The sequence below is a fragment of the Ralstonia sp. 24A2 genome, assembly GCF_051783885.1.
Lineage (GTDB): Bacteria > Pseudomonadota > Gammaproteobacteria > Burkholderiales > Burkholderiaceae > Ralstonia.
Genome location: NZ_JBPVZD010000002.1, coordinates 2,506,374 through 2,525,153, shown reverse-complemented (window position 1 = coordinate 2,525,153; position 18,780 = coordinate 2,506,374). Strand labels below are relative to the sequence as shown.

General features: G+C 63.0%; 17 protein-coding genes. 13 read left to right on the top strand and 4 right to left on the bottom strand.

Going from position 1 to position 18,780, the window contains the following annotated elements; all coding sequences use genetic code 11:
- Positions 1-8: 8 nt before the first annotated feature.
- Together ACS13N_RS16620 and ACS13N_RS16615 are read left to right on the top strand one after the other, a co-directional pair.
- The gene (locus ACS13N_RS16620; protein WP_039597453.1) at positions 9-212 is read left to right on the top strand and encodes a DUF465 domain-containing protein; all 204 of its coding nucleotides are present in this window, start codon (positions 9-11) and stop codon (positions 210-212) included.
- A gap of 76 nt (positions 213-288) precedes the next feature.
- Positions 289-2,406 carry an ATP-dependent DNA helicase gene (locus tag ACS13N_RS16615; protein ID WP_438932655.1) on the top strand — a complete coding sequence of 706 codons (2,118 nt, stop codon included), beginning with the start codon at positions 289-291 and terminating at the stop codon, positions 2,404-2,406.
- A 66-nt stretch (positions 2,407-2,472) separates the two neighbouring features.
- Here ACS13N_RS16615 and ACS13N_RS16610 read toward each other — a convergent pair whose 3' ends face one another.
- Positions 2,473-3,318, bottom strand: a complete 846-nt coding sequence (locus ACS13N_RS16610) for an outer membrane protein assembly factor BamD (protein ID WP_438932654.1) — start codon at positions 3,316-3,318, stop codon at positions 2,473-2,475.
- Between the two features lie 15 nt (positions 3,319-3,333).
- Here ACS13N_RS16610 and ACS13N_RS16605 point away from each other — a divergent pair, with 15 nt between their 5' ends.
- The gene (locus ACS13N_RS16605; protein WP_438932653.1) at positions 3,334-4,446 is read left to right on the top strand and encodes an RluA family pseudouridine synthase; all 1,113 of its coding nucleotides are present in this window, start codon (positions 3,334-3,336) and stop codon (positions 4,444-4,446) included.
- Positions 4,430-5,239 carry a peptidoglycan editing factor PgeF gene (pgeF, locus tag ACS13N_RS16600; protein WP_438932652.1) on the top strand — a complete coding sequence of 270 codons (810 nt, stop codon included), beginning with the start codon at positions 4,430-4,432 and terminating at the stop codon, positions 5,237-5,239. Before ACS13N_RS16605 ends, pgeF begins: the two co-directional genes overlap by 17 nt.
- A 12-nt stretch (positions 5,240-5,251) precedes the next feature.
- On the opposite strand, the gene ACS13N_RS16595 is transcribed toward pgeF, so the two are convergent.
- Positions 5,252-5,464, bottom strand: a complete 213-nt coding sequence (locus ACS13N_RS16595; RefSeq protein WP_438932873.1) for a hypothetical protein — start codon at positions 5,462-5,464, stop codon at positions 5,252-5,254.
- 268 nt (positions 5,465-5,732) lie between these two features.
- On the opposite strand from ACS13N_RS16595, the gene phaC reads away from it, so the two are divergent.
- The 9 genes from phaC (at position 5,733) to ACS13N_RS16550 (ending at position 16,525) form a co-directional block, all read left to right on the top strand.
- On the top strand, positions 5,733-7,529 hold the full coding sequence (gene phaC / locus ACS13N_RS16590; RefSeq protein ID WP_438932651.1) for a class I poly(R)-hydroxyalkanoic acid synthase: 1,797 nt from the start codon (positions 5,733-5,735) through the stop codon (positions 7,527-7,529).
- 86 nt (positions 7,530-7,615) lie between these two features.
- Positions 7,616-8,797: an acetyl-CoA C-acetyltransferase gene (locus ACS13N_RS16585; protein ID WP_438932650.1), complete on the top strand. Its 1,182-nt coding sequence runs from the start codon at positions 7,616-7,618 to the stop codon at positions 8,795-8,797.
- Between the two features lie 111 nt (positions 8,798-8,908).
- On the top strand, positions 8,909-9,649 hold the full coding sequence (locus tag ACS13N_RS16580; protein ID WP_438932649.1) for a 3-ketoacyl-ACP reductase: 741 nt from the start codon (positions 8,909-8,911) through the stop codon (positions 9,647-9,649).
- 407 nt (positions 9,650-10,056) lie between these two features.
- Complete coding sequence (gene phaR, locus ACS13N_RS16575) at positions 10,057-10,611, top strand: polyhydroxyalkanoate synthesis repressor PhaR (RefSeq protein WP_024975563.1); 555 nt, start codon at positions 10,057-10,059, stop codon at positions 10,609-10,611.
- Between the two features lie 197 nt (positions 10,612-10,808).
- Positions 10,809-11,801, top strand: coding sequence for a tRNA dihydrouridine synthase (locus ACS13N_RS16570; protein WP_438932648.1), 993 nt, complete (start codon positions 10,809-10,811; stop codon positions 11,799-11,801).
- Positions 11,802-11,868: 67 nt separating this feature from the next.
- Complete coding sequence (gene rimO / locus ACS13N_RS16565) at positions 11,869-13,230, top strand: 30S ribosomal protein S12 methylthiotransferase RimO (protein WP_438932647.1); 1,362 nt, start codon at positions 11,869-11,871, stop codon at positions 13,228-13,230.
- A gap of 107 nt (positions 13,231-13,337) precedes the next feature.
- The gene (gene bktB, locus ACS13N_RS16560; protein ID WP_438932646.1) at positions 13,338-14,522 is read left to right on the top strand and encodes a beta-ketothiolase BktB; all 1,185 of its coding nucleotides are present in this window, start codon (positions 13,338-13,340) and stop codon (positions 14,520-14,522) included.
- Entirely contained in the window at positions 14,497-15,249 is a 753-nt protein-coding gene (locus tag ACS13N_RS16555) for a hypothetical protein (RefSeq protein ID WP_438932645.1), read from the top strand. Before bktB ends, ACS13N_RS16555 begins: the two co-directional genes overlap by 26 nt.
- Positions 15,250-15,313: 64 nt before the next feature.
- Positions 15,314-16,525, top strand: a complete 1,212-nt coding sequence (locus tag ACS13N_RS16550) for a cystathionine beta-lyase (RefSeq protein ID WP_438932644.1) — start codon at positions 15,314-15,316, stop codon at positions 16,523-16,525.
- Between the two features lie 81 nt (positions 16,526-16,606).
- On the opposite strand, the gene serB is transcribed toward ACS13N_RS16550, so the two are convergent.
- Both serB and argE read right to left on the bottom strand, forming a co-directional pair.
- Entirely contained in the window at positions 16,607-17,464 is an 858-nt protein-coding gene (gene serB / locus ACS13N_RS16545; protein WP_438932643.1) for a phosphoserine phosphatase SerB, read from the bottom strand.
- A gap of 102 nt (positions 17,465-17,566) precedes the next feature.
- A complete protein-coding gene (gene argE, locus ACS13N_RS16540) occupies positions 17,567-18,751 on the bottom strand; it encodes an acetylornithine deacetylase (RefSeq protein WP_438932642.1) in 1,185 nt (394 codons plus the stop codon).
- Positions 18,752-18,780 lie beyond the last annotated feature (29 nt).

The following is an 18,780-nucleotide window of genomic DNA, read 5'->3' as shown; positions in this document are numbered from 1 at the left end:
AGGAAGTGATGGACAGCGATCTGAACACGATCTCACGTCGCATCATCGAATTGCAGATCGAGCATCGTGATCTCGATTTCCTGATTGACAAGCTGGCGTCGGAAACCGATCACGACGAGCTGCAACTGCGCCGCCTCAAGAAGCGCAAGCTGAAACTCAAGGACGCCATCACGCTGCTACAGTTGCAGCTTGAACCGGACGTACCTGCCTGAGCGTCGTCCATCCCAACTCTGAGAAGCCGCCTGCACATGCGGCTTCCTTTATTTGCTCCCCAGGGACTTTCCTCCGTTGACTTCGCTTTCCCCGCTCACCGAGCCGTCGAGTGAATCCGATGCTGCTGGTGACACCTCTGCTCCCGTAGCCGTTCCCGTTGATGCTCACCATGCTGAGTTGGCGACGCTCTTCGCCGATGACGGCACGCTGGCCAAGGGCATCGACTCGTACCGGCCGCGCAGCTCGCAGTTGACGATGGCACAGGCTGTAGCCAACGCCATTGAGGCTGCCGATTCGCTCATCGTCGAGGCCGGCACGGGCACGGGCAAGACCTACGCCTACCTTGTTCCGGCGATGCTGTGGGGCGGCAAGGTGATTCTGTCCACGGGGACGAAGAACCTGCAGGACCAACTTTTCCTGCGCGACATCCCGACGGTGCGCAAGGCACTCAACGCGCCAGTGTCGGTGGCACTGCTCAAGGGACGCGCCAACTACGTCTGCCACTACCACTTGGAGCGCACGTCACAGAATGGGCGTTTGTCTTCGCGCCAGGACGCCGCGTGGCTGCGCCAGATCAACCTCTTCCTGAAGACCACGAAGACCGGCGACAAGGCCGAGATGTCCACCGTGCCCGAGAATGCGCCGGTATGGAATCTTGTCACGTCCACGCGCGACAACTGCCTTGGTTCCGACTGCGCGTACTACAAGGATTGCTTTGTCATGCGCGCCCGCAAAGAGGCGCAGCAGGCCGATGTGGTGGTGGTCAATCACCACCTGTTCTTCGCAGACGTCATGTTGAAGGACACCGGTATGGCCGAGCTGCTGCCGGCGGCCAACACGATCATCTTCGACGAAGCGCACCAGTTGCCCGAGACGGCCACGCTGTTCTTCGGCGAGACGATCTCGACCAACCAGATCCTGGAGCTGGCGCGCGATGCCGTGGCCGAAGGCCTGTCGCATGCGCGCGATGCGGTGGACTGGGTTGCCATTGCCGCACCGCTGGAGCGCGCTGCGCGTGACTTGCGCCTGGTGTTCCGTCAGGACGGCGCGCGCTTGTCGATCAAGCAGATCGACAGTGATCAGGCGACGGCCAAGCCCTTCTATGAAGTGCTGCCCAAGCTGGAGCAGGCGCTGTCGGATTTCACGGGCGCGTTGGAGGCCCAGGCCGAACGCGCTGAAACCATCGAGCAATGCCATCGCCGCGCCGCCGCGCTGTGCGACCAGCTGGATGCATGGGCCAACCCCAAGCCGGCGCCCGTGGTGAAGAACGAGGAGGGCGAGACGGTGGAAACCGCCCCCGTCGACGAGCGCGTGCGCTGGGTCGAGGTGTTCGCCAATTCCGTGCAACTGCATCTGACGCCGCTGTCCATCGCGCCGATCTTTTCGCGCCAGCGTGCGGGCCAGCCACGCGCATGGATATTCACCTCGGCCACGCTGTCGGTACGCGGCAACTTCACGCACTACGCGGCGCAGCTTGGGCTCAATCGTGATCGGTCGATGATGCTGGACAGCCCATTCGACTATGCATCGCAGGGCTTGCTGTATGTGCCACGCGATCTGCCGCAACCGAGCGATCCGCGCTTTACTGACGCGGTGCTCGACGCGGCCTTGCCGATGATCGAGGCGGCGGGCGGCAAGACCTTCGTGCTGTGCACGACGTTGCGTGCGGTCAATCGCGCGGCCGAGCGGCTGACGGATGAGTTCGCTCAGCGCGGCTGGGATTTTCCGCTGCTTGTGCAGGGGCAGGCCAGCCGCACGGAGTTGCTCGACCGCTTCCGTACGCTCGGCAATGCCGTGCTGATCGGCAGCCAGAGTTTCTGGGAAGGTGTTGACGTGCGCGGCGAGGCGCTGTCGCTGGTCGTGATCGACAAGCTGCCGTTTGCGCCGCCCGACGACCCGGTTCTGAGTGCGCGCATGGAAGCGCTGGAAAAGAAGGGCTTGAGTCCGTTTGCCGTGCACCAGTTGCCGCATGCCGTCATCACGCTCAAGCAAGGGGCGGGGCGGTTGATTCGCTCCGAGACCGATCGTGGCGTGCTGATGATCTGCGACCCGCGTCTGGTGGAAAAATCCTACGGTCGGCAGATCTGGCAGAGCTTGCCACCGTTCAAGCGCACGCGCGAGGCAGATACGGCAGCAGGCTTTCTGCGCTCACTCCGGCCTGATGATCCACCAGAAGACGCCGCATCAGACTGACGCTGACACACAAATAAAAAGCCCGGCCAATCGACCGGGCTTTTTACTGCGCTGTTCAAGCCTTGCTTACCACATCTGGTACCAGGGCTTGTCTTTCTTGCGCTGACCGTAAGCGAGGAAATCGCTGTTCGGATAGTTCTGCTTGATGATGCGTTCGGTGTCGTCGCGCATGTCCTTCATGCCCAGCGCCTCGTACGACTTCATCATGATGTACAGCGCTTCCTCAACAGCCGGGGCGCGGTCGTAATCCTTGATGGCGTCCTGTGCGCGGTTAACAGCAGCCAAGTAAGCGCCACGACGGTAGTAGTAGCGTGCGGCGCCCACTTCATGCTCGGCCATCGCGTTGACGATGTACTGCATGCGTGCGGTGGCGTCCGGCGCGTACTTGCTGTTCGGGAAACGCGTGATCAGCGTCTTGAACGCGTCGTAAGCGGCGCGGGCCGCCTTCGGGTCGCGCTCGCTCAGGTCTTGGTTCGAGAAGCGGCCAAGCCAGCCCAGGTTGTCGTTAAAGTTGATCAGGCCCTTGAGGTAGTAGGCGTAATCGACGCTGGGGTGGTTCGGGTGCAACTGGATGAAGCGATCAACCGCAGCCAATGCAGCGGCGGTTTCGCCATCCTTGTAGTTGGCGTAGGCGGTTTCGATCTGCGCTTGCTGTGCAAACGGGCCGAACGGGTAGCGGCTTTCGAGCTTTTCGTAGTACTTGACGGCCTTGGCGTAGTCGCCGCCATTCAGCGAATCCTTCGCTTCAGAATATAATTTGTTGGCTGACCATCCAGCCGTTTCGTCTTGCTGTTCCGGCAGGATGCCGCAGGCCGAGACGGCCAAGCATGCAATACCTACCGCCAACACTGCTCCGATTTGTGCGCGGATTCGTACACCAAAACGCGCCTGCTTTACGCTCGTGACCGACATGGGCACCTTTTCTCAATGAAAAATCGCATCAAGGATTATAGCCCAAGCCCTGTGTCGGACGACGCTGCGGCTGACGTTTCCATCACTTCGCAAGAAACCGAAGACGCGCTCGACGACGAGGCACTCGATCTGCCTGCCGCCGGTGGCGCAGAGGCGGCTGAGCCGATTGTCGTGGAGGTCCCCGAAGTCCTGCACGGGGAGCGCCTGGACAAAGCGCTCGCCAAGCTCTTGCCCGATTACTCGCGCAGCCGCCTGCAGCAATGGATCGACGCCGGTGCCGTGCGCATGGATGGCGCTGCAGTGCGACCGCGTGCAGCGGTCTCCGGTGGCGCTCGGATCGAGGTCGTGCCGCAGCGTGCGGCTGACGAGAATGCCTTCGTGGCCGAGCCGATCGACCTTGACGTGGTCTACGAAGACGACACGCTGCTCGTCATCAACAAGCCCGCCGGTCTGGTCGTGCACCCGGCTGCCGGCAATTGGAGCGGCACCGTACTCAACGGCTTGCTGCACCGCTATCCCGATGCCGCTGAGCTGCCCCGTGCCGGCATCGTGCATCGGCTTGACAAGGATACCTCCGGCCTGATGGTCGTCGCGCGCACGTTGCCTGCGCAGACCGATCTCGTACGCCAGCTGCAGGCCCGCACGGTCAAGCGGACGTACCTCGCGCTGGTTTGGGGCGAGACGCCGGAAGAAGCCACCATTGATGCTCCAATTGGCCGGGATCCGCGCGACCGTACGCGCATGGCCATCATCGAGACGGCCAGCGGTAAGCAGGCGCGCACGCATTTCAAGACGCTCGACGTGGTGGACCTGGGGCGTGCACAGGTGTCGCTGGTGCGCTGCCAGCTCGAGACCGGCCGTACGCACCAGATTCGCGTGCACTTTGAATCCGAAGGCCATCCGCTGCTGGGCGACCCGGTGTACACGCGCAACTTCCGTCGAGGCAAGCCGCAGACGATCAAGGCGCAACTGCCGGTGCCGTTTGCGCGGCAAGCGCTGCATGCTGTGCGCCTGGGGCTCGTGCACCCGGCATCCGGCAAGTCGGTCCACTGGACGGCCGAGGTGCCCGACGATTTCGCAGAACTGATGGAAGCCCTGGACCTAGACCCCGATGTCGACTTCACCTGACTGGATCACTCCCGACTGGCCGGCGCATCCACGCGTCAAGGCGCTGGCGACCACGCGGCTGGGTGGCGTCAGTACTGGCCCCTATGGTCTGGCCGGCGGCTTGCCGGGCGGTCTGAATCTTGGGCAACACGTGGGCGATACACCGGATGCCGTCGAACAGAATCGCCGTATCCTGCGTGCCGCCGTTCCCGCTGAACCGGTATGGATGGAACAGGTGCATGGCACCGGCGTGGCGGACCTGGATCAGCTCGCTGACGCGTCGACGCCCGTGGTGGCCGACGCAGCCGTGGCGTCGTGGCGCGATCGCGTCTGCGTGGTCATGACAGCCGACTGCCTGCCTGTTTTGCTGAGCGACGCACGTGGTGTGACCATCGGGGCGGCGCATGCCGGTTGGCGTGGCCTGTGCGGCGGTGTGATCGAGCGCACGGTCGACGCGATGATGCAGCGACTGCGTGCCTGCGGCCAGGAAGCCGATCCGACATGGCTGGCATGGCTGGGCCCCGCTATCGGTCCATCGTGCTTTGAAGTGGGCGCGGAAGTACGTCAGGCCTTTATAGATGCGGCTCGGCTGGATGAGCTGCCGGCCACCGAGGCGGCGTTCGTAAATGGCGTGTCGGAAGGAAAATTCTTTGCTGATCTCTATGCGCTGGCCCGGCTGCGGCTGGCACGTGTCGGCTGCATGGATGTGTACGGCGGGGGCTTGTGCACGATGACGGACGCCGATCGCTTCTATTCGTACCGTCGGGAGCGCACGACTGGCCGCATGGCCACCCTGATCTGGCGCACTGAGTAACGCTGACCGGCGTCAGGTGGCGCTGTCGCCGGATGCGGTGGCGTCTTTCTCTGCTTCCTGCGCCCGCCGGCGCCGCTTGCGTGCCGGTGAGCCGACAATCCACAAAAAGAGCGACAGGGGTGCCAAGCCGTACAGGATGAATGTGCTGATACCGGCAATCCACGATTGCTCAGTCAAGGACATCATCAGGACAACGTAAAGCCAGGCAATGGCGACGATATACATGGCGTGAAGGCGCCCGGCGTTTGCGTAATGGTGCAGTCTCGCACGAATTTGCGCCGGTTCGACCATAGCCTGTCGCTACGCTTGACCATTTGGTGGGCGTCACTTTAGGGAAGATTCGGCAAAACCCGCACCGGATCACGGTTTCCAAGCAATCAACGGTCAACTCCGATTGACAGCCTTGAAACGGCAAGGCAACAATGCCCTGGAATACTGCGATATGCGCCGCACAACCACCCGGAACGGCGCGTATCGTACGCATGAGGGCACTATGGCAACGCGTCAATCCGCATCTTCCAAAGCATCTAGCGCCCACACCCAAGCCCCCTGGCAGGGCTTGTCGGATCCGGCGCAATGGGCTGAGCAATTCAAGCAATGGCAAGCCTACGCGGGCGCATTCGCCCAGCCTGGCGCTGCCGCCCCTGGCCTCGGCCAGTTCAATGGCACGCAGATGATGGGCGAGGGCGCCGTGCCCTTCGCGTTGATCCCGCCTGAACGATTGGCTGAAATCCAGCAGAAATACCTCGAAGAATGGCTCCAGATCTGGCGTCATATGAGCACCGGCGATAGCGCCGAAGCCGTTGCGCCGTCGGATCGCCGCTTTGCCAACGAGGCCTGGCGCAAAAGCCCGCTTTATGGCTATGCCGCCGCCTTCTACGTGCTGAACGCTCGTACGCTGATGGAAATGGCCGATGCCGTGCAGGCCGATGCCAAAACCCGCGAGCGCGTTCGTTTTGCGGTGTCGCAATGGACGGCGGCCATGTCGCCGTCGAACTTCCTGGCGACGAACCCGGAGGCGCAGAAGCAACTGCTTGAATCGCGCGGCGAATCCCTGCGGACCGGCATCCTGAACATGCTGCAGGACATGGAGCGAGGCAAGATCTCGCAGACCGACGAGACGGCGTTCGAGATTGGTCGCAACGTGGCCAACAGTGAAGGCGCGGTCGTCTTTGAAAACGACTACTTCCAGCTCATCCAGTACAAGCCACTGACGGCCAAGGTGCATGCACGCCCGCTGCTGCTGGTGCCGCCTTGCATCAACAAGTACTACATCCTCGATTTGCAGCCGGCCAACTCGTTGGTGCGCTATGCGGTGGAGCAGGGCAATACGGTGTTCCTGGTGTCGTGGCGCAACCCCGATGTCAGCATGGCCTCGCGCACCTGGGAGGACTACATCGAGGGCGGCGCGATCGAAGCTATTCGCGTGGCGCGTGAAATCTCGGCGCAGGACCAGATCAACGTTCTGGGCTTCTGCGTAGGCGGCACGATTCTCTCCACGGCACTGGCCGTTTTGGCCGCGCGTGGCGAGCATCCGGCCGCAAGCCTGACGCTGCTGACGACGTTGCTGGACTTTACCGACACCGGCATTCTGGATGTCTTCGTCGACCAGGCCCAGGTGGAGATGCGTGAGCAGACCATCGGTGCAAATGCACCGACTGGCCCTGGTTTGCTGCGCGGCGTGGAACTGGCGAACACCTTTTCGTTCCTGCGCCCGAACGATCTGGTCTGGAACTACGTGGTCGAGAACTATCTGAAGGGCAAGACGCCCGCACCGTTCGACCTGCTGTACTGGAACGGCGATTCGACCAACCTGCCGGGGCCGTGGTACTGCTGGTATCTGCGCCACACGTATCTGCAGAACGACCTGAAGGAGCCGGGCAAGCTGGCAGTGGGCGGCACGCCTGTCGACCTTGGCAAGATCGATGTGCCGGTCTACATCTACGGCTCGCGCGAAGACCATATCGTTCCGTGGCAATCGGCGTATGCGTCGGTGCCGCTGCTTAAGGGCAATCGGCGCTTTGTTCTGGGTGCCTCGGGGCATATCGCCGGTGTCATCAACCCGCCGGCAGCCAACAAGCGCTCGCACTGGATCAATACCAAACTGCCCGAGACCGCCGATGCGTGGTTCGACGGCGCTAAAGAGCACCCGGGCAGCTGGTGGCCCGACTGGTCGGCCTGGCTGGCGTCGCACGCTGGCGCACAAAAGGCCGCCCCCAAACGCTATGGCAATGCGGACTACTCGGAGATCGAGCCCGCACCTGGCCGTTACGTCAAACAGAAAGCGTAAGATCGCGCGCAAGATCCCCCGTTGCCCCGGCGGCTGCAGCCGCCGGCGGTGTTCCCGACTCTCTTTCGACTGTGGAAGGTAAGCAAATGACCGATGTTGTGATCGTATCGGCGGTTCGTACCGCCGTAGGCAAGTTTGGTGGTTCGCTGGCGAAGATCGCCGCGCCTGATCTGGGCGCAGCCGTGATTCGCGAGGCGCTGTCGCGTGCCAAGGTCTCGCCGGACCAGGTGAGTGAAGTCATCATGGGCCAGGTGCTGACGGCCGGTTCGGGCCAGAACCCGGCGCGCCAAGCTGTCATCAAGGCGGGGCTGCCCAACATGGTGCCGGGCTTGACCATCAACAAGGTGTGCGGCTCGGGTCTGAAGGCTGTGATGCTGGCCGCCAACGCCATCATTGCAGGCGACGCGGATATCGTTGTGGCCGGCGGCCAGGAGAACATGTCCGCCGCACCGCACGTGCTGCCGGGTTCGCGCGACGGTTTCCGCATGGGCGACGCCAAACTCATTGATTCAATGATTGTGGACGGGCTGTGGGACGTCTACAACCAGTACCACATGGGCATCACCGCCGAGAACGTCGCCAAGGAATACGGCATCACGCGCGAGGCGCAGGACGAGTTTGCCGTGGCCTCGCAGAACAAGGCGGAAGCCGCGCAGAAGTCCGGCCGTTTCAACGACGAAATCGTCCCGATCATGATTCCGCAGCGCAAGGGCGATCCGATCGCCTTCACGCAGGACGAGTTCGTTCGCCATGGCGCGACGCTGGATTCGATGGCCGGCCTGAAGCCTGCCTTCGACAAGGCCGGTACTGTCACGGCGGCCAATGCCTCGGGTCTGAACGATGGCGCTGCTGCTGTGGTCGTGATGTCGGCGACCAAGGCCAAGGAGCTGGGTCTGACGCCGTTGGCAACCATTCGCGCCTACGCCAGCGCTGGCTTGGATCCGAAGGTGATGGGCATGGGCCCGGTGCCGGCGTCCAAGCGCTGTCTGTCGCGTGCCGGCTGGTCGGTGGGCGACCTGGATCTCATGGAGATCAACGAGGCGTTTGCCGCGCAGGCGTTGGCGGTGCATCAGCAGATGGGCTGGGATACGTCGAAGGTGAACGTCAATGGCGGTGCAATCGCCATCGGTCACCCGATTGGCGCATCGGGCTGCCGCATCCTGGTGACGCTGCTGCACGAGATGCAAAAGCGTGATGCGAAGAAGGGCTTGGCCTCGTTGTGTATCGGCGGCGGCATGGGTGTGGCGCTGGCAGTCGAGCGTCCGTAAATCTTTGTAGTGTTATCGGCGTGTGTTGAACGAAAGCAGCGCACGCCGATCCGAAGCATCTCCGTTTGAGAAAAACTCAGGCGGCTCCAACAACAAGGACTAGGAGTGGACATGACCAAACGCATCGCATACGTCACCGGTGGCATGGGCGGTATCGGAACGGCGATTTGCCAGCGCTTGGCGCGCGACGGCTTTATTGTCGTCGCAGGTTGCGGCCCGAACTCGCCGCGCAAGGCAAAGTGGCTCGAGCAGCAGAAGGCGCTGGGCTTTGATTTCGTCCCGTCCGAGGGCAACGTCGGCGATTGGGAGTCGACCAAAGCCGCGTTTGACAAGGTCAAGGCCGAAGTGGGTGAGGTGGACGTCCTCGTCAACAACGCCGGCATTACGCGCGACGTGGTCTTCCGCAAGATGACCCGCGCTGACTGGGACGCTGTCATCGATACCAACCTCACGTCGCTGTTCAACGTGACCAAGCAGGTGATCGACGGCATGGTGGATCGCGGCTGGGGTCGCATCGTCAACATCTCGTCGGTGAACGGCCAGAAGGGGCAGTTTGGCCAGACCAACTACTCGACGGCCAAGGCAGGCCTGCATGGCTTCACGATGGCGCTGGCGCAGGAAGTGGCCACCAAGGGCGTGACGGTCAACACCGTGTCGCCGGGCTATATCGCTACCGACATGGTGAAAGCGATTCGTCAGGATGTGCTCGACAAGATCGTCGGTACCATCCCGGTTAAACGCCTGGGTGAGCCGACGGAAATCGCCTCGATCTGCGCATGGCTGGCGTCCGAAGAGTCGGGCTTCTCCACCGGCGCGGACTTCTCCCTCAACGGCGGCCTGCACATGGGCTGACCTTCAAATGCCCATGCTGCGGCAATGCTGCAGCATGGGCGCAGCAATTTTTCCCCTGAAAATCGTTTGGTGCTGCGATGCTTAAGTGCGTCGCAGCAGCGCATTTTTGTTGTCCATCGGTGCACGTCTGGGTGCGTCAGCCGTATCAAAATGCTGCGGGTTTTCACCGGGGGAGGTCGCCTTTTCTTTGCAGGGCGATCCGCATAGAATCCAATCACGGAGGCGCTCCGCAGGGAGACACGGGGCGTCCGATCATAACCGGATGCATCTGCGCTGAGTCTGCATTGAAGCATTCGCACGCAGGTCGGAACAGCCGGGCAACCGCGTATTTTGCTGCACCGCTTGGTGTAGTCATTTCGCACTGCATCGGCTGCACCGCAGCAGCATCGCCAACACGGAAAGGCACGATGGCCACCAGCAAGAAGGGCACCGAACGGCTGATCAAGAAATATCCCAACCGCCGGCTCTACGATACCCAGACCAGCACCTACATCACGCTGGCAGACGTTAAGCAGCTTGTGATGGAAACCGAGGAATTTCGCGTGGTCGACGCGAAGTCCGGTGAAGACCTGACCCGCAGCATCCTGCTGCAGATCATCCTGGAAGAGGAAACTGGCGGCGTGCCGATGTTCTCTGGTGCGATGCTCGCGCAGATCATCCGCTTCTACGGCAATGCCATGCAGGGGATGATGGGCACGTACCTGGAAAAAAACATCCAGGCGTTCGTCGACATCCAGAGCAAGCTGGCCGAGAACTCGAAGGATCTCTACAGCGGTAACAGTTTCAACCCTGACATGTGGTCGCAGTTCATGAACATGCAGGGGCCGATGATGCAGGGCATGATGAGCAACTACATCGAGCAGAGCAAAAACCTGTTCGTGCAGATGCAGGAGCAGATGCAGAGTCAGGCCAAGAACATGTTCGGGACGTTCCCGTTCAACCAGCCGCCCGAGAAGAAATAAGTTCGGCGGGCTGACAAAACAAGGCGAATCGCGTGGCGGTTCGCCTTTTTTGTTTTGGGGCGCGAGACAGCGCGGCGGGGTAAAATGCGGGTCCTTCAGGTGAGGCATGCGTCTCATCGACAATCATGTTTCCCGCCTCGGCTTCTCATGTTTGATGTCCGTCTCCGGCCTGCGCGCCGGTTGTCCTCCGTTCTCGCATGAGCCGGCTTTTGCTCGCCCCAATGGAAGGGGTTGCGGATTTCGTCATGCGCGACGTGCTGACACAAGCGGGTGGTTATGACGGGTGTGTCTCGGAATTCGTCCGTGTGACAGGCTCTTTGCTGCCCCGGCGCACCTACGAGCGCGAGACGCCCGAAATCGCCAACGGCGGCTACACCGCCAGCGGTACCCCAATGGTCGTTCAATTTCTGGGTAGCGACCCTGAATGGCTTGCCCGGAACGCCGCGTACGCAGCGACCTTGTCACCGCATGGGATTGACCTGAACTTCGGCTGCCCGGCCAAAGTGGTGAATCGACACGGCGGCGGTGCCATGCTGCTTGCCACGCCGGAAGTGCTGCACGACATCGTGCACGCTGTGCGGGCTGCGGTGCCGGCTCACATTGCGGTGACGGCCAAGATGCGGCTCGGTGTGTCGGATACCTCGCGGGCGATTGACTGCGCGACGGCGCTGGCGGAGGGCGGTGCTGAATCACTGGTTGTGCATGCCCGCACGCGCGATCACGGCTACCGGCCACCCGCTCATTGGGATTGGATTGCACGCATTGCCGACACGGTCAGCATGCCCGTGACCGCCAATGGCGAAGTCTGGACCGTTGCCGACTGGGAGCGCTGCCGCGCCGTCAGCGGCTGTGATGACGTGATGATCGGGCGCGGCGCCGTGTCCGATCCATTCCTGGCCCAGCGCATTCGCGGGCAAATTGAGCAAACGCCGTCTGCTGCCGAATGGCCGATCGTGCTCGGTTACCTTGCCGATTATCTGAAGAAGCTGCACGCGCGTATCCAGGCCAAGCACGAGCATGGTCGCGTCAAACTGTGGCTCAGCTATCTGAAGCGTACGTGGCCGCAGGCTGCGGAACTGCACGACGCGATCCGCCGACTGCAGGACGCAATGGAAATTGAGCGCGTGATTGAACAGATGCGCGAACAGCTGCAGCTTCGGCTTGGCCGCCCCGGCGTGGCGAACGGTTAAAATACGCAACCGTGCGGCACACCCGATGTGCACCACGCAACTTCTCTCCCCACATCAGGTTGTTCCCATGTCCGACGTCAGTACCCAAAGCCCGAAAGTGGGCTTCGTGAGCCTTGGTTGCCCTAAGGCGCTCGTAGATTCCGAGCAGATCATCACCCAGCTCCGCGCAGAAGGGTATGAGATCTCCGGCACGTACGGCGGGGCTGACCTGGTGGTCGTCAATACCTGCGGCTTCATCGACGAGGCCGTGCAGGAGAGCCTGGACGCGATTGGCGAGGCGCTGGCCGAGAACGGCAAGGTGATCGTGACTGGTTGCCTGGGCGCCAAGAAGGATGCTGCCGGCCAGGACATCATCACCAACGTGCACCCGAAGGTGCTGGCCGTGACCGGCCCCCACGCGCTGGGTGAAGTGATGGAAGCGGTGCACACGCACCTGCCCAAGCCGCACGACCCGTTCATCGACCTGGTGCCGCCGCAGGGCATCAAGCTCACGCCCAAGCACTACGCGTATCTGAAGATTTCCGAGGGCTGCAACCATCGCTGCAGCTTCTGCATCATCCCGTCGATGCGCGGCGATCTGGTCTCGCGCCCGGTGGCGGAAGTCATGCTGGAGGCGGAAAACCTGCTGAAGGCGGGCGTGAAGGAACTGCTCGTCATCTCGCAGGACACCAGCGCGTACGGCGTCGACGTCAAATTTCGCACTGGCTTCTGGAACGGCCGTCCGCTGAAGACGCGCATGACGGAACTGGTGGCGGCGCTGGGTGAACTGGCCTCGCAATATGGCGCCTGGGTGCGTCTGCACTACGTCTATCCGTATCCGAGCGTGGACGAAGTGATGCCGCTGATGGCTGAGGGCAAGGTGCTGCCGTATCTCGACGTGCCGCTGCAGCACGCCCACCCGGACGTGCTCAAGCGCATGAAGCGCCCGGCCAACGCCGAGAAGACACTCGACCGCATCCGCGCTTGGCGCGAGGTGTGCCCGGAGCTGACCATCCGCAGCACGTTTATCGCTGGTTTCCCGGGCGAGACGGAAGAAGAGTTCCAAACGCTGCTCGACTTTATCGCCGAGGCGGAGCTGGACCGCGTTGGCTGCTTCGCCTACTCGCCGGTGGAAGGCGCGACCGCCAACGACCTGCCGGGCGCACTGCCCGACGAGGTGCGTGAAGAGCGCCGCGCGCGCTTCATGGAAGTGGCCGAGCGCGTGTCGGCCCGCCGTCTGCAGCGCAAGGTCGGCAAGTCGCTGCGCGTGTTGGTAGATGAGGTGAATCAGGAAGGCGGTATCGGCCGTTCGTCTGCCGATGCGCCAGAGATCGACGGTCTGGTCTACATCGCGCCGCCGTCCAAGCCATACAAGCGCTACAAAGCGGGCGATTTCGTGTCGGTCAAGATTACTGGCGCGGATGGTCACGACCTGTGGGGCGAAGTTTGAGACCCGCGCATCGCGCAGGTCGGCTTAGGTAGTTCCACGTAAAATTTAGCGAACGATCGTTCGTTTATACTGGCCGCCATCCGATTTCTAATTGCATGGAGACAGCAATGGCACGTGAAGTGGTGGTGGTCAGCGGCGTTCGTACCGCAATCGGGACGTTTGGCGGCAGCCTGAAGGATGTGGCGCCGTGCGAACTGGGTGCGCTGGTGGTGCGCGAGGCATTGGCTCGCGCCGGCGTGAAGGGCGAAGAGGTTGGCCACGTGGTGTTCGGCCACGTGATCAACACCGAGCCGCGCGATATGTATCTCTCGCGCGTGGCGGCCGTGAATGGCGGCGTGTCGGCTGAGACGCCCGCATTCAACGTCAACCGCCTGTGCGGCTCGGGCCTGCAGGCCGTGGTGAACGCCGCGCAGACCGTGCTGCTGGGTGACGCCGACATCGCCATCGCTGGTGGGGCTGAAAGCATGAGCCGCGCCCCGTACCTGGCACCTGCTGCCCGCTGGGGTTCGCGTATGGGCGATGCCAAGATGGTCGACATGATGCTCGGCGCGCTGCACGACCCGTTCCACACCATCCACATGGGTGTGACGGCGGAAAACGTCGCCCGCGAATTCGGCATCAGCCGTGAGCAGCAAGACCAGACCGCGCTGGAATCGCACCAGCGTGCCTCGCGCGCCATCCAGGCCGGCTACTTCAAGGACCAGATCGTTCCGGTGACGATCAAGTCACGCAAGGGCGAGATCCAGTTCGATACCGATGAGCACGTCCGCCACGACGCGACCATCGACGACATGACCAAGCTCAAGCCGGTCTTCGCGAAGGAAAACGGTACCGTGACGGCCGGCAATGCCTCGGGTCTGAACGATGCGGGTGCGGCGCTGGTGCTGATGGAACGTTCGGTGGCCGAGGCACGTGGTCTGAAGCCGCTGGCACGCCTGGTGTCGTATGGTCACGCCGGCGTGGATCCGAAGATCATGGGCATCGGCCCGGTGCCGGCTACGCGCAAAGCGCTCGAGCGTGCCGGCCTGTCGGTCAAGGATCTGGACGTGATCGAAGCCAACGAGGCGTTTGCCGCGCAGGCTTGCGCCGTGACGAAGGAACTGGGCCTGGACCCGGCCAAGGTCAACCCGAATGGCTCGGGCATCTCGCTCGGCCACCCGATCGGCGCAACGGGCGCTCTGATTACGGTGAAGGCGCTGCACGAGCTGCAGCGCATTGGTGGTCGCTACGCACTGGTGACCATGTGTATTGGTGGAGGACAAGGCATTGCGGCGGTGTTTGAACGCATCTGAACGCTTTCTTTCAATTGAGCGCCTGATCAGGCCAGCCGGCGCGTTGCTTGCGCTGGTGCTGGCCACAGGCGTGGCGACGGCATCTGCGCAGACGCCGTCTGCCAACAACGGTTATGACGTGTCGACCGGCGGTGCCAACGTGCAGCCGGGCGACCTTGGCCTGAATCGCGCCATTGCCGATGGCGACAAGCGACGGGCCGCCAAGGCTGCCAAGGCCGCGAGCAATGGGTTCTCCGCCCAGACTGACCAACCCCACGCGCTGCAGCCCCAGCCCGACTACGCGAAATATCCCGTCTACACCGGCGTCATCGGCGACGTGCCGATCCACATGCGCCTTGGGCGCAAGACCGGTGAGATCGACAGTGTCCACGGCGAGTATACGGCCGGTCAGGGCCAGGCCGTGCGCCTCGTGACCGGCGAATACGAAAACGGTGGCTTCCTGATGGAGGAGTCCGATGACGGTACGAACGTCACCGGCACGTGGGAGGGCGCCATCGACGCACGCGGCATCGTGCACGGCACCTGGACCGATGTAGCGCACGGCGGCGGTACGCTGCCATTTGTGCTGCGGCCAGTCGCCGTGGTGGTGATTCCTCCGTACGATGCTGCCGCCAACAGCAATGCTGCAACACCCGCCACGCCGCTGATGCCGGCCGCACCCGGTCAGGTCGCCCCTGCGCCGGTGCTGCCGCCCGTCAATCCCGCGCGATCCGGCGCGCACTGGTAAGCTGCCGGGTCAGTTGCCCGCAGCCGCCATGCGCTGCACGTACGCCACTCGCCAGGACTCTTTCGTGACCGACGATACCAAGCTCCCGCCCAAGTTTCCCGCAACCTTGGCTGTGCATCCGGACCTGAACGTCCCGCCGGGTTTTGCGGCGTTCTCGCATGCCACGCATCGCGCCTCGACCGTGGTGTTCAAGGACCTCGCCGACATGCGCGCCTTCGGCAGCGGCAGCGTGGTGCACTGGCGCTACGGCCTGCACGCCACGCCGACCTCCGACACGCTGTGTCAGGCGCTCGCACAGATCGAAGGCGGTTCGCATGCGCTGCTGCTGCCCTCAGGCCTGGCGGCGATCTCGCTGGTGTACTTCACACTCATCAAGTCCGGCGACGATGTGCTGATTCCGGACAACGCCTACGGCCCGAACCGCGACCATGGCGAATGGATGGCCCGCCAGTTCGGCATCACCGTGCGCTACTACGACCCGATGATCGGTGCAGGCATTGCGGACCTGATGCGCCATAACACCAAGCTCGTGTGGCTTGAAGCGCCCGGCTCGGTGACGATGGAAGTGCCCGACTGCACCGCTATTGCCGAAGTGGCACGCGCGAACGGCGCCATCACCGCCATCGACAACACTTGGAGCGGCGGCGTGTACTATCAGCCGTTCGCGCACGGCATCGACATCTCTGTGCAGGCGCTGACCAAGTACCAGTCCGGCGGCAGCGATGTGCTGATGGGTGCCACCATCACCAACGACGAGGCGCTGCATCACAAGCTGCTGGCCACGCGCATGCGGATGGGCTGGGGTGTATCGGCCGACGATTGCTACTTCGTGCTGCGCGGTCTGCCAAGCCTGCCGACGCGCCTGGCTGCACACGACGCGCATGCGCGTGAAGTGGCGGAATGGCTGGCTGATCGGCCGGAAGTCGTGCGCGTGCTGCACCCGGCGCTGCCCGATTGCCCGGGCCATGAGAACTGGAAGCGCGACTTTACCGGTGCGAGCGGCCTGTTCTCGATCGTGCTGCACGAGCGTTACTCGCAGGCGCAGATCGATGCCTTTATTGAAGGCCTACGCTATTTCGCGATCGGTTTCTCATGGGGTGGGGCGCACAGCCTGGCACTGCCGTACAACATCCCGTCGATGCGTACGGCCACCGCTTGGCCGCCGGCCGGTTGGGAGAGCGCGGGCGGCTTCGTGCGCCTGTACATCGGTCTGGAAGACCCACGCGATCTGATCGCCGATCTGAAGCAGGCGATGGAGACGCACCTGCGGGCTTGATCTGGTCGGGTCCGTCAGGGCAAGGGAGCGGGGCGCACAGGTTGCGCCCCGTTTTGATTTCTCCAACCGGCGGTTGGGGCCTTACTGCTGCGGGAACAGATTCAGCAAGCCATCCAGGCCGACGACGTTGAACGCCACGTCGGCCTGTGCCTGCACGATGGGCTTGGCGCGGAAAGCTACAGACAAGCCCGCGACCCCCATCATCTTCAAGTCGTTCGAGCCATCGCCCATCGCAATGGCGTTGTGCGGCGTGACGCCCATGTCCTTGCAGAACGCCTTGAGCGTTTGCGCCTTCACGTCCGCATTGACGATCTCGCCGAGCACGCGGCCGGTCAGCTTGCCGTCCACGACTTCCAGCGTATTGGCACGCGTGCGGTCGAGCCCCAGGCGCTCCTGCAGGCGCGAGGTGAAGAATTCGAAGCCGCCCGACACCAGCAGCGTGCGGATGCCCATTGCCTGCACGGCCTTGAGCATCTTTTCTGCGCCCAGCGAGAGCTGCAGGCGCTCGTTGTAGACGCGCTCCAGCACGCTCGCATCCAGGCCCTTGAGCAGCTCGACACGGCGCGTCAGGCTCTCGTTGAAATCCTTGATCTCGCCGCGCATCGACGCCTCGGTGATGGCGGCCACCTGGGGCTTGAGCCCGCAGAAATCCGCAATCTCGTCGATGCACTCGATGGTGATGAGCGTGGAATCCATGTCCATCGCCAGCACGCGGAAATCGCCGAACGTCCATTCGTCGGGAATCCACGCGTAGTCCAGCTTCAGGTTGGAGCAGATGGCGTCGAGCTGGACGCGCAGCTCGCTGGGCAGCTCATGCACCCATTCGATGGCGGCGACGTTGGGCGCGCGCATTTCAAACGTGGCAGTGCCGAACAGGCTGCGGACGGACTCGATATCGCCGGTGGACAGCGGCGACAGGCTTTGCAGAACGACAGGCATGGGAGGACGGGAGAAAGGATGCGCCGGGGGAGCGCGCTATTGTAGCGAAGCCCCCGGTAGGAATGCGCCCCACCAAAAGGTGAGGCGCGCACTGCACAAATTTCAGGCGGAGGCCGTTTCCGCTGTCAGGCTGCGGGCGACCTTGGCGAGGAAGCGGTCACAGGCATCGAGCTGGGCCAGTTCTACGTATTCGTTGGCCTTGTGCGCCTGCTCGATGTTGCCGGGGCCGCACAGCACGGCCGGAATGCCAGCACGCTGGAACAGGCCAGCCTCGGTGCCGTAGGCGACCTTGCGCTTGTCGTTGTCTTCAGTCAGCACGCGCACGAGCTGCGTGATGGCGGCCTGCTCGGAAGCGTCCAGCGACGGTGCGGCGGCAATTTCAGCCAGTTCGATGCGGGCGTCCGGGTGCTCGCGCTGCATGGCGGGCTCGATGGTTTCGCGCACATAGCGTTCCACGCGCGCGCGAATGGCAGGTGCATCCACGCCTGGCAGGTTGCGGAACTCGAACACGAACTCGCACAGCGCGGGGATGGTGTTGAGCGCAATCCCACCGTTGATCAGCCCTGTGGACGACGTGGTGAACGGCACATCAAACGCCTCATCAAACGGACCCTGGGCGCGGAATTCATCCGCCAGATCGCGCACGAAGCAGATGATGCGCGCGGCATATTCAATAGCGTTGACGCCCTGCGGCGTGAGCGACGAATGTGCGGCGCGGCCATGCACGCGGCAGCGGTAGGCGTTGATGCCCTTGTGCGCAACGATGGGGCGCATGCTTGTGGGCTCGCCGACGATGCAGCCAGCAGGCTTGATGCCGCGCGCGATCAGGTCTTCGATCATGCGTGGGGCGCCCACGCAGCCGACTTCTTCGTCGTACGACAGCGCCAGGTGCACCGGCTCGCGCAGCTTGGCTTGCAGCAGCGACGGCACCAGCGCCAGCGACGAGGCAATGAAGCCCTTCATGTCGCACGTGCCGCGTCCGTAGAGCTTGCCGTCGCGCACTTCCGGGGTGAACGGATCGCTGTCCCATTTTTGGCCGTCCACCGGCACCACGTCGGTATGGCCCGACAGCACGATGCCGCCTTGCACGCTGCCGTTTTCCGCCGGAATGGTGGCGAACAGGTTGGCCTTGTTGCGCTCGTCATTGTGCGAGAGATGCGATTCAAGGCCGACGCCGCGCAAGTAGTCGCGCACAGTTTCGATCAGGGCGAGGTTGGAGCCGCGGCTGGTGGTGTCGAAGCCGACCAGCTTGCGGGTCCAATCGAGCGTAGAGAGAGCGGTGCTCATGGTGTTTCCTTATCTTTTGATTCGGCGAT

Coding starts and splice junctions, on each gene's coding strand:
- ACS13N_RS16570 (WP_438932648.1), top strand. CDS start 10,809: ATGAGCCGGCTTTTGCTCGCCCCAATGGAAGGGGTTGCGGATTTCGTC.
- serB (WP_438932643.1), bottom strand. CDS start 17,464: ATGCCTGTCGTTCTGCAAAGCCTGTCGCCGCTGTCCACCGGCGATATC.
- ACS13N_RS16610 (WP_438932654.1), bottom strand. CDS start 3,318: ATGTCGGTCACGAGCGTAAAGCAGGCGCGTTTTGGTGTACGAATCCGC.
- ACS13N_RS16585 (WP_438932650.1), top strand. CDS start 7,616: ATGACCGATGTTGTGATCGTATCGGCGGTTCGTACCGCCGTAGGCAAG.
- ACS13N_RS16620 (WP_039597453.1), top strand. CDS start 9: ATGGACAGCGATCTGAACACGATCTCACGTCGCATCATCGAATTGCAG.
- rimO (WP_438932647.1), top strand. CDS start 11,869: ATGTCCGACGTCAGTACCCAAAGCCCGAAAGTGGGCTTCGTGAGCCTT.
- pgeF (WP_438932652.1), top strand. CDS start 4,430: ATGTCGACTTCACCTGACTGGATCACTCCCGACTGGCCGGCGCATCCA.
- ACS13N_RS16580 (WP_438932649.1), top strand. CDS start 8,909: ATGACCAAACGCATCGCATACGTCACCGGTGGCATGGGCGGTATCGGA.
- ACS13N_RS16605 (WP_438932653.1), top strand. CDS start 3,334: ATGAAAAATCGCATCAAGGATTATAGCCCAAGCCCTGTGTCGGACGAC.
- phaC (WP_438932651.1), top strand. CDS start 5,733: ATGGCAACGCGTCAATCCGCATCTTCCAAAGCATCTAGCGCCCACACC.
- bktB (WP_438932646.1), top strand. CDS start 13,338: ATGGCACGTGAAGTGGTGGTGGTCAGCGGCGTTCGTACCGCAATCGGG.
- ACS13N_RS16595 (WP_438932873.1), bottom strand. CDS start 5,464: ATGTATATCGTCGCCATTGCCTGGCTTTACGTTGTCCTGATGATGTCC.
- phaR (WP_024975563.1), top strand. CDS start 10,057: ATGGCCACCAGCAAGAAGGGCACCGAACGGCTGATCAAGAAATATCCC.
- argE (WP_438932642.1), bottom strand. CDS start 18,751: ATGAGCACCGCTCTCTCTACGCTCGATTGGACCCGCAAGCTGGTCGGC.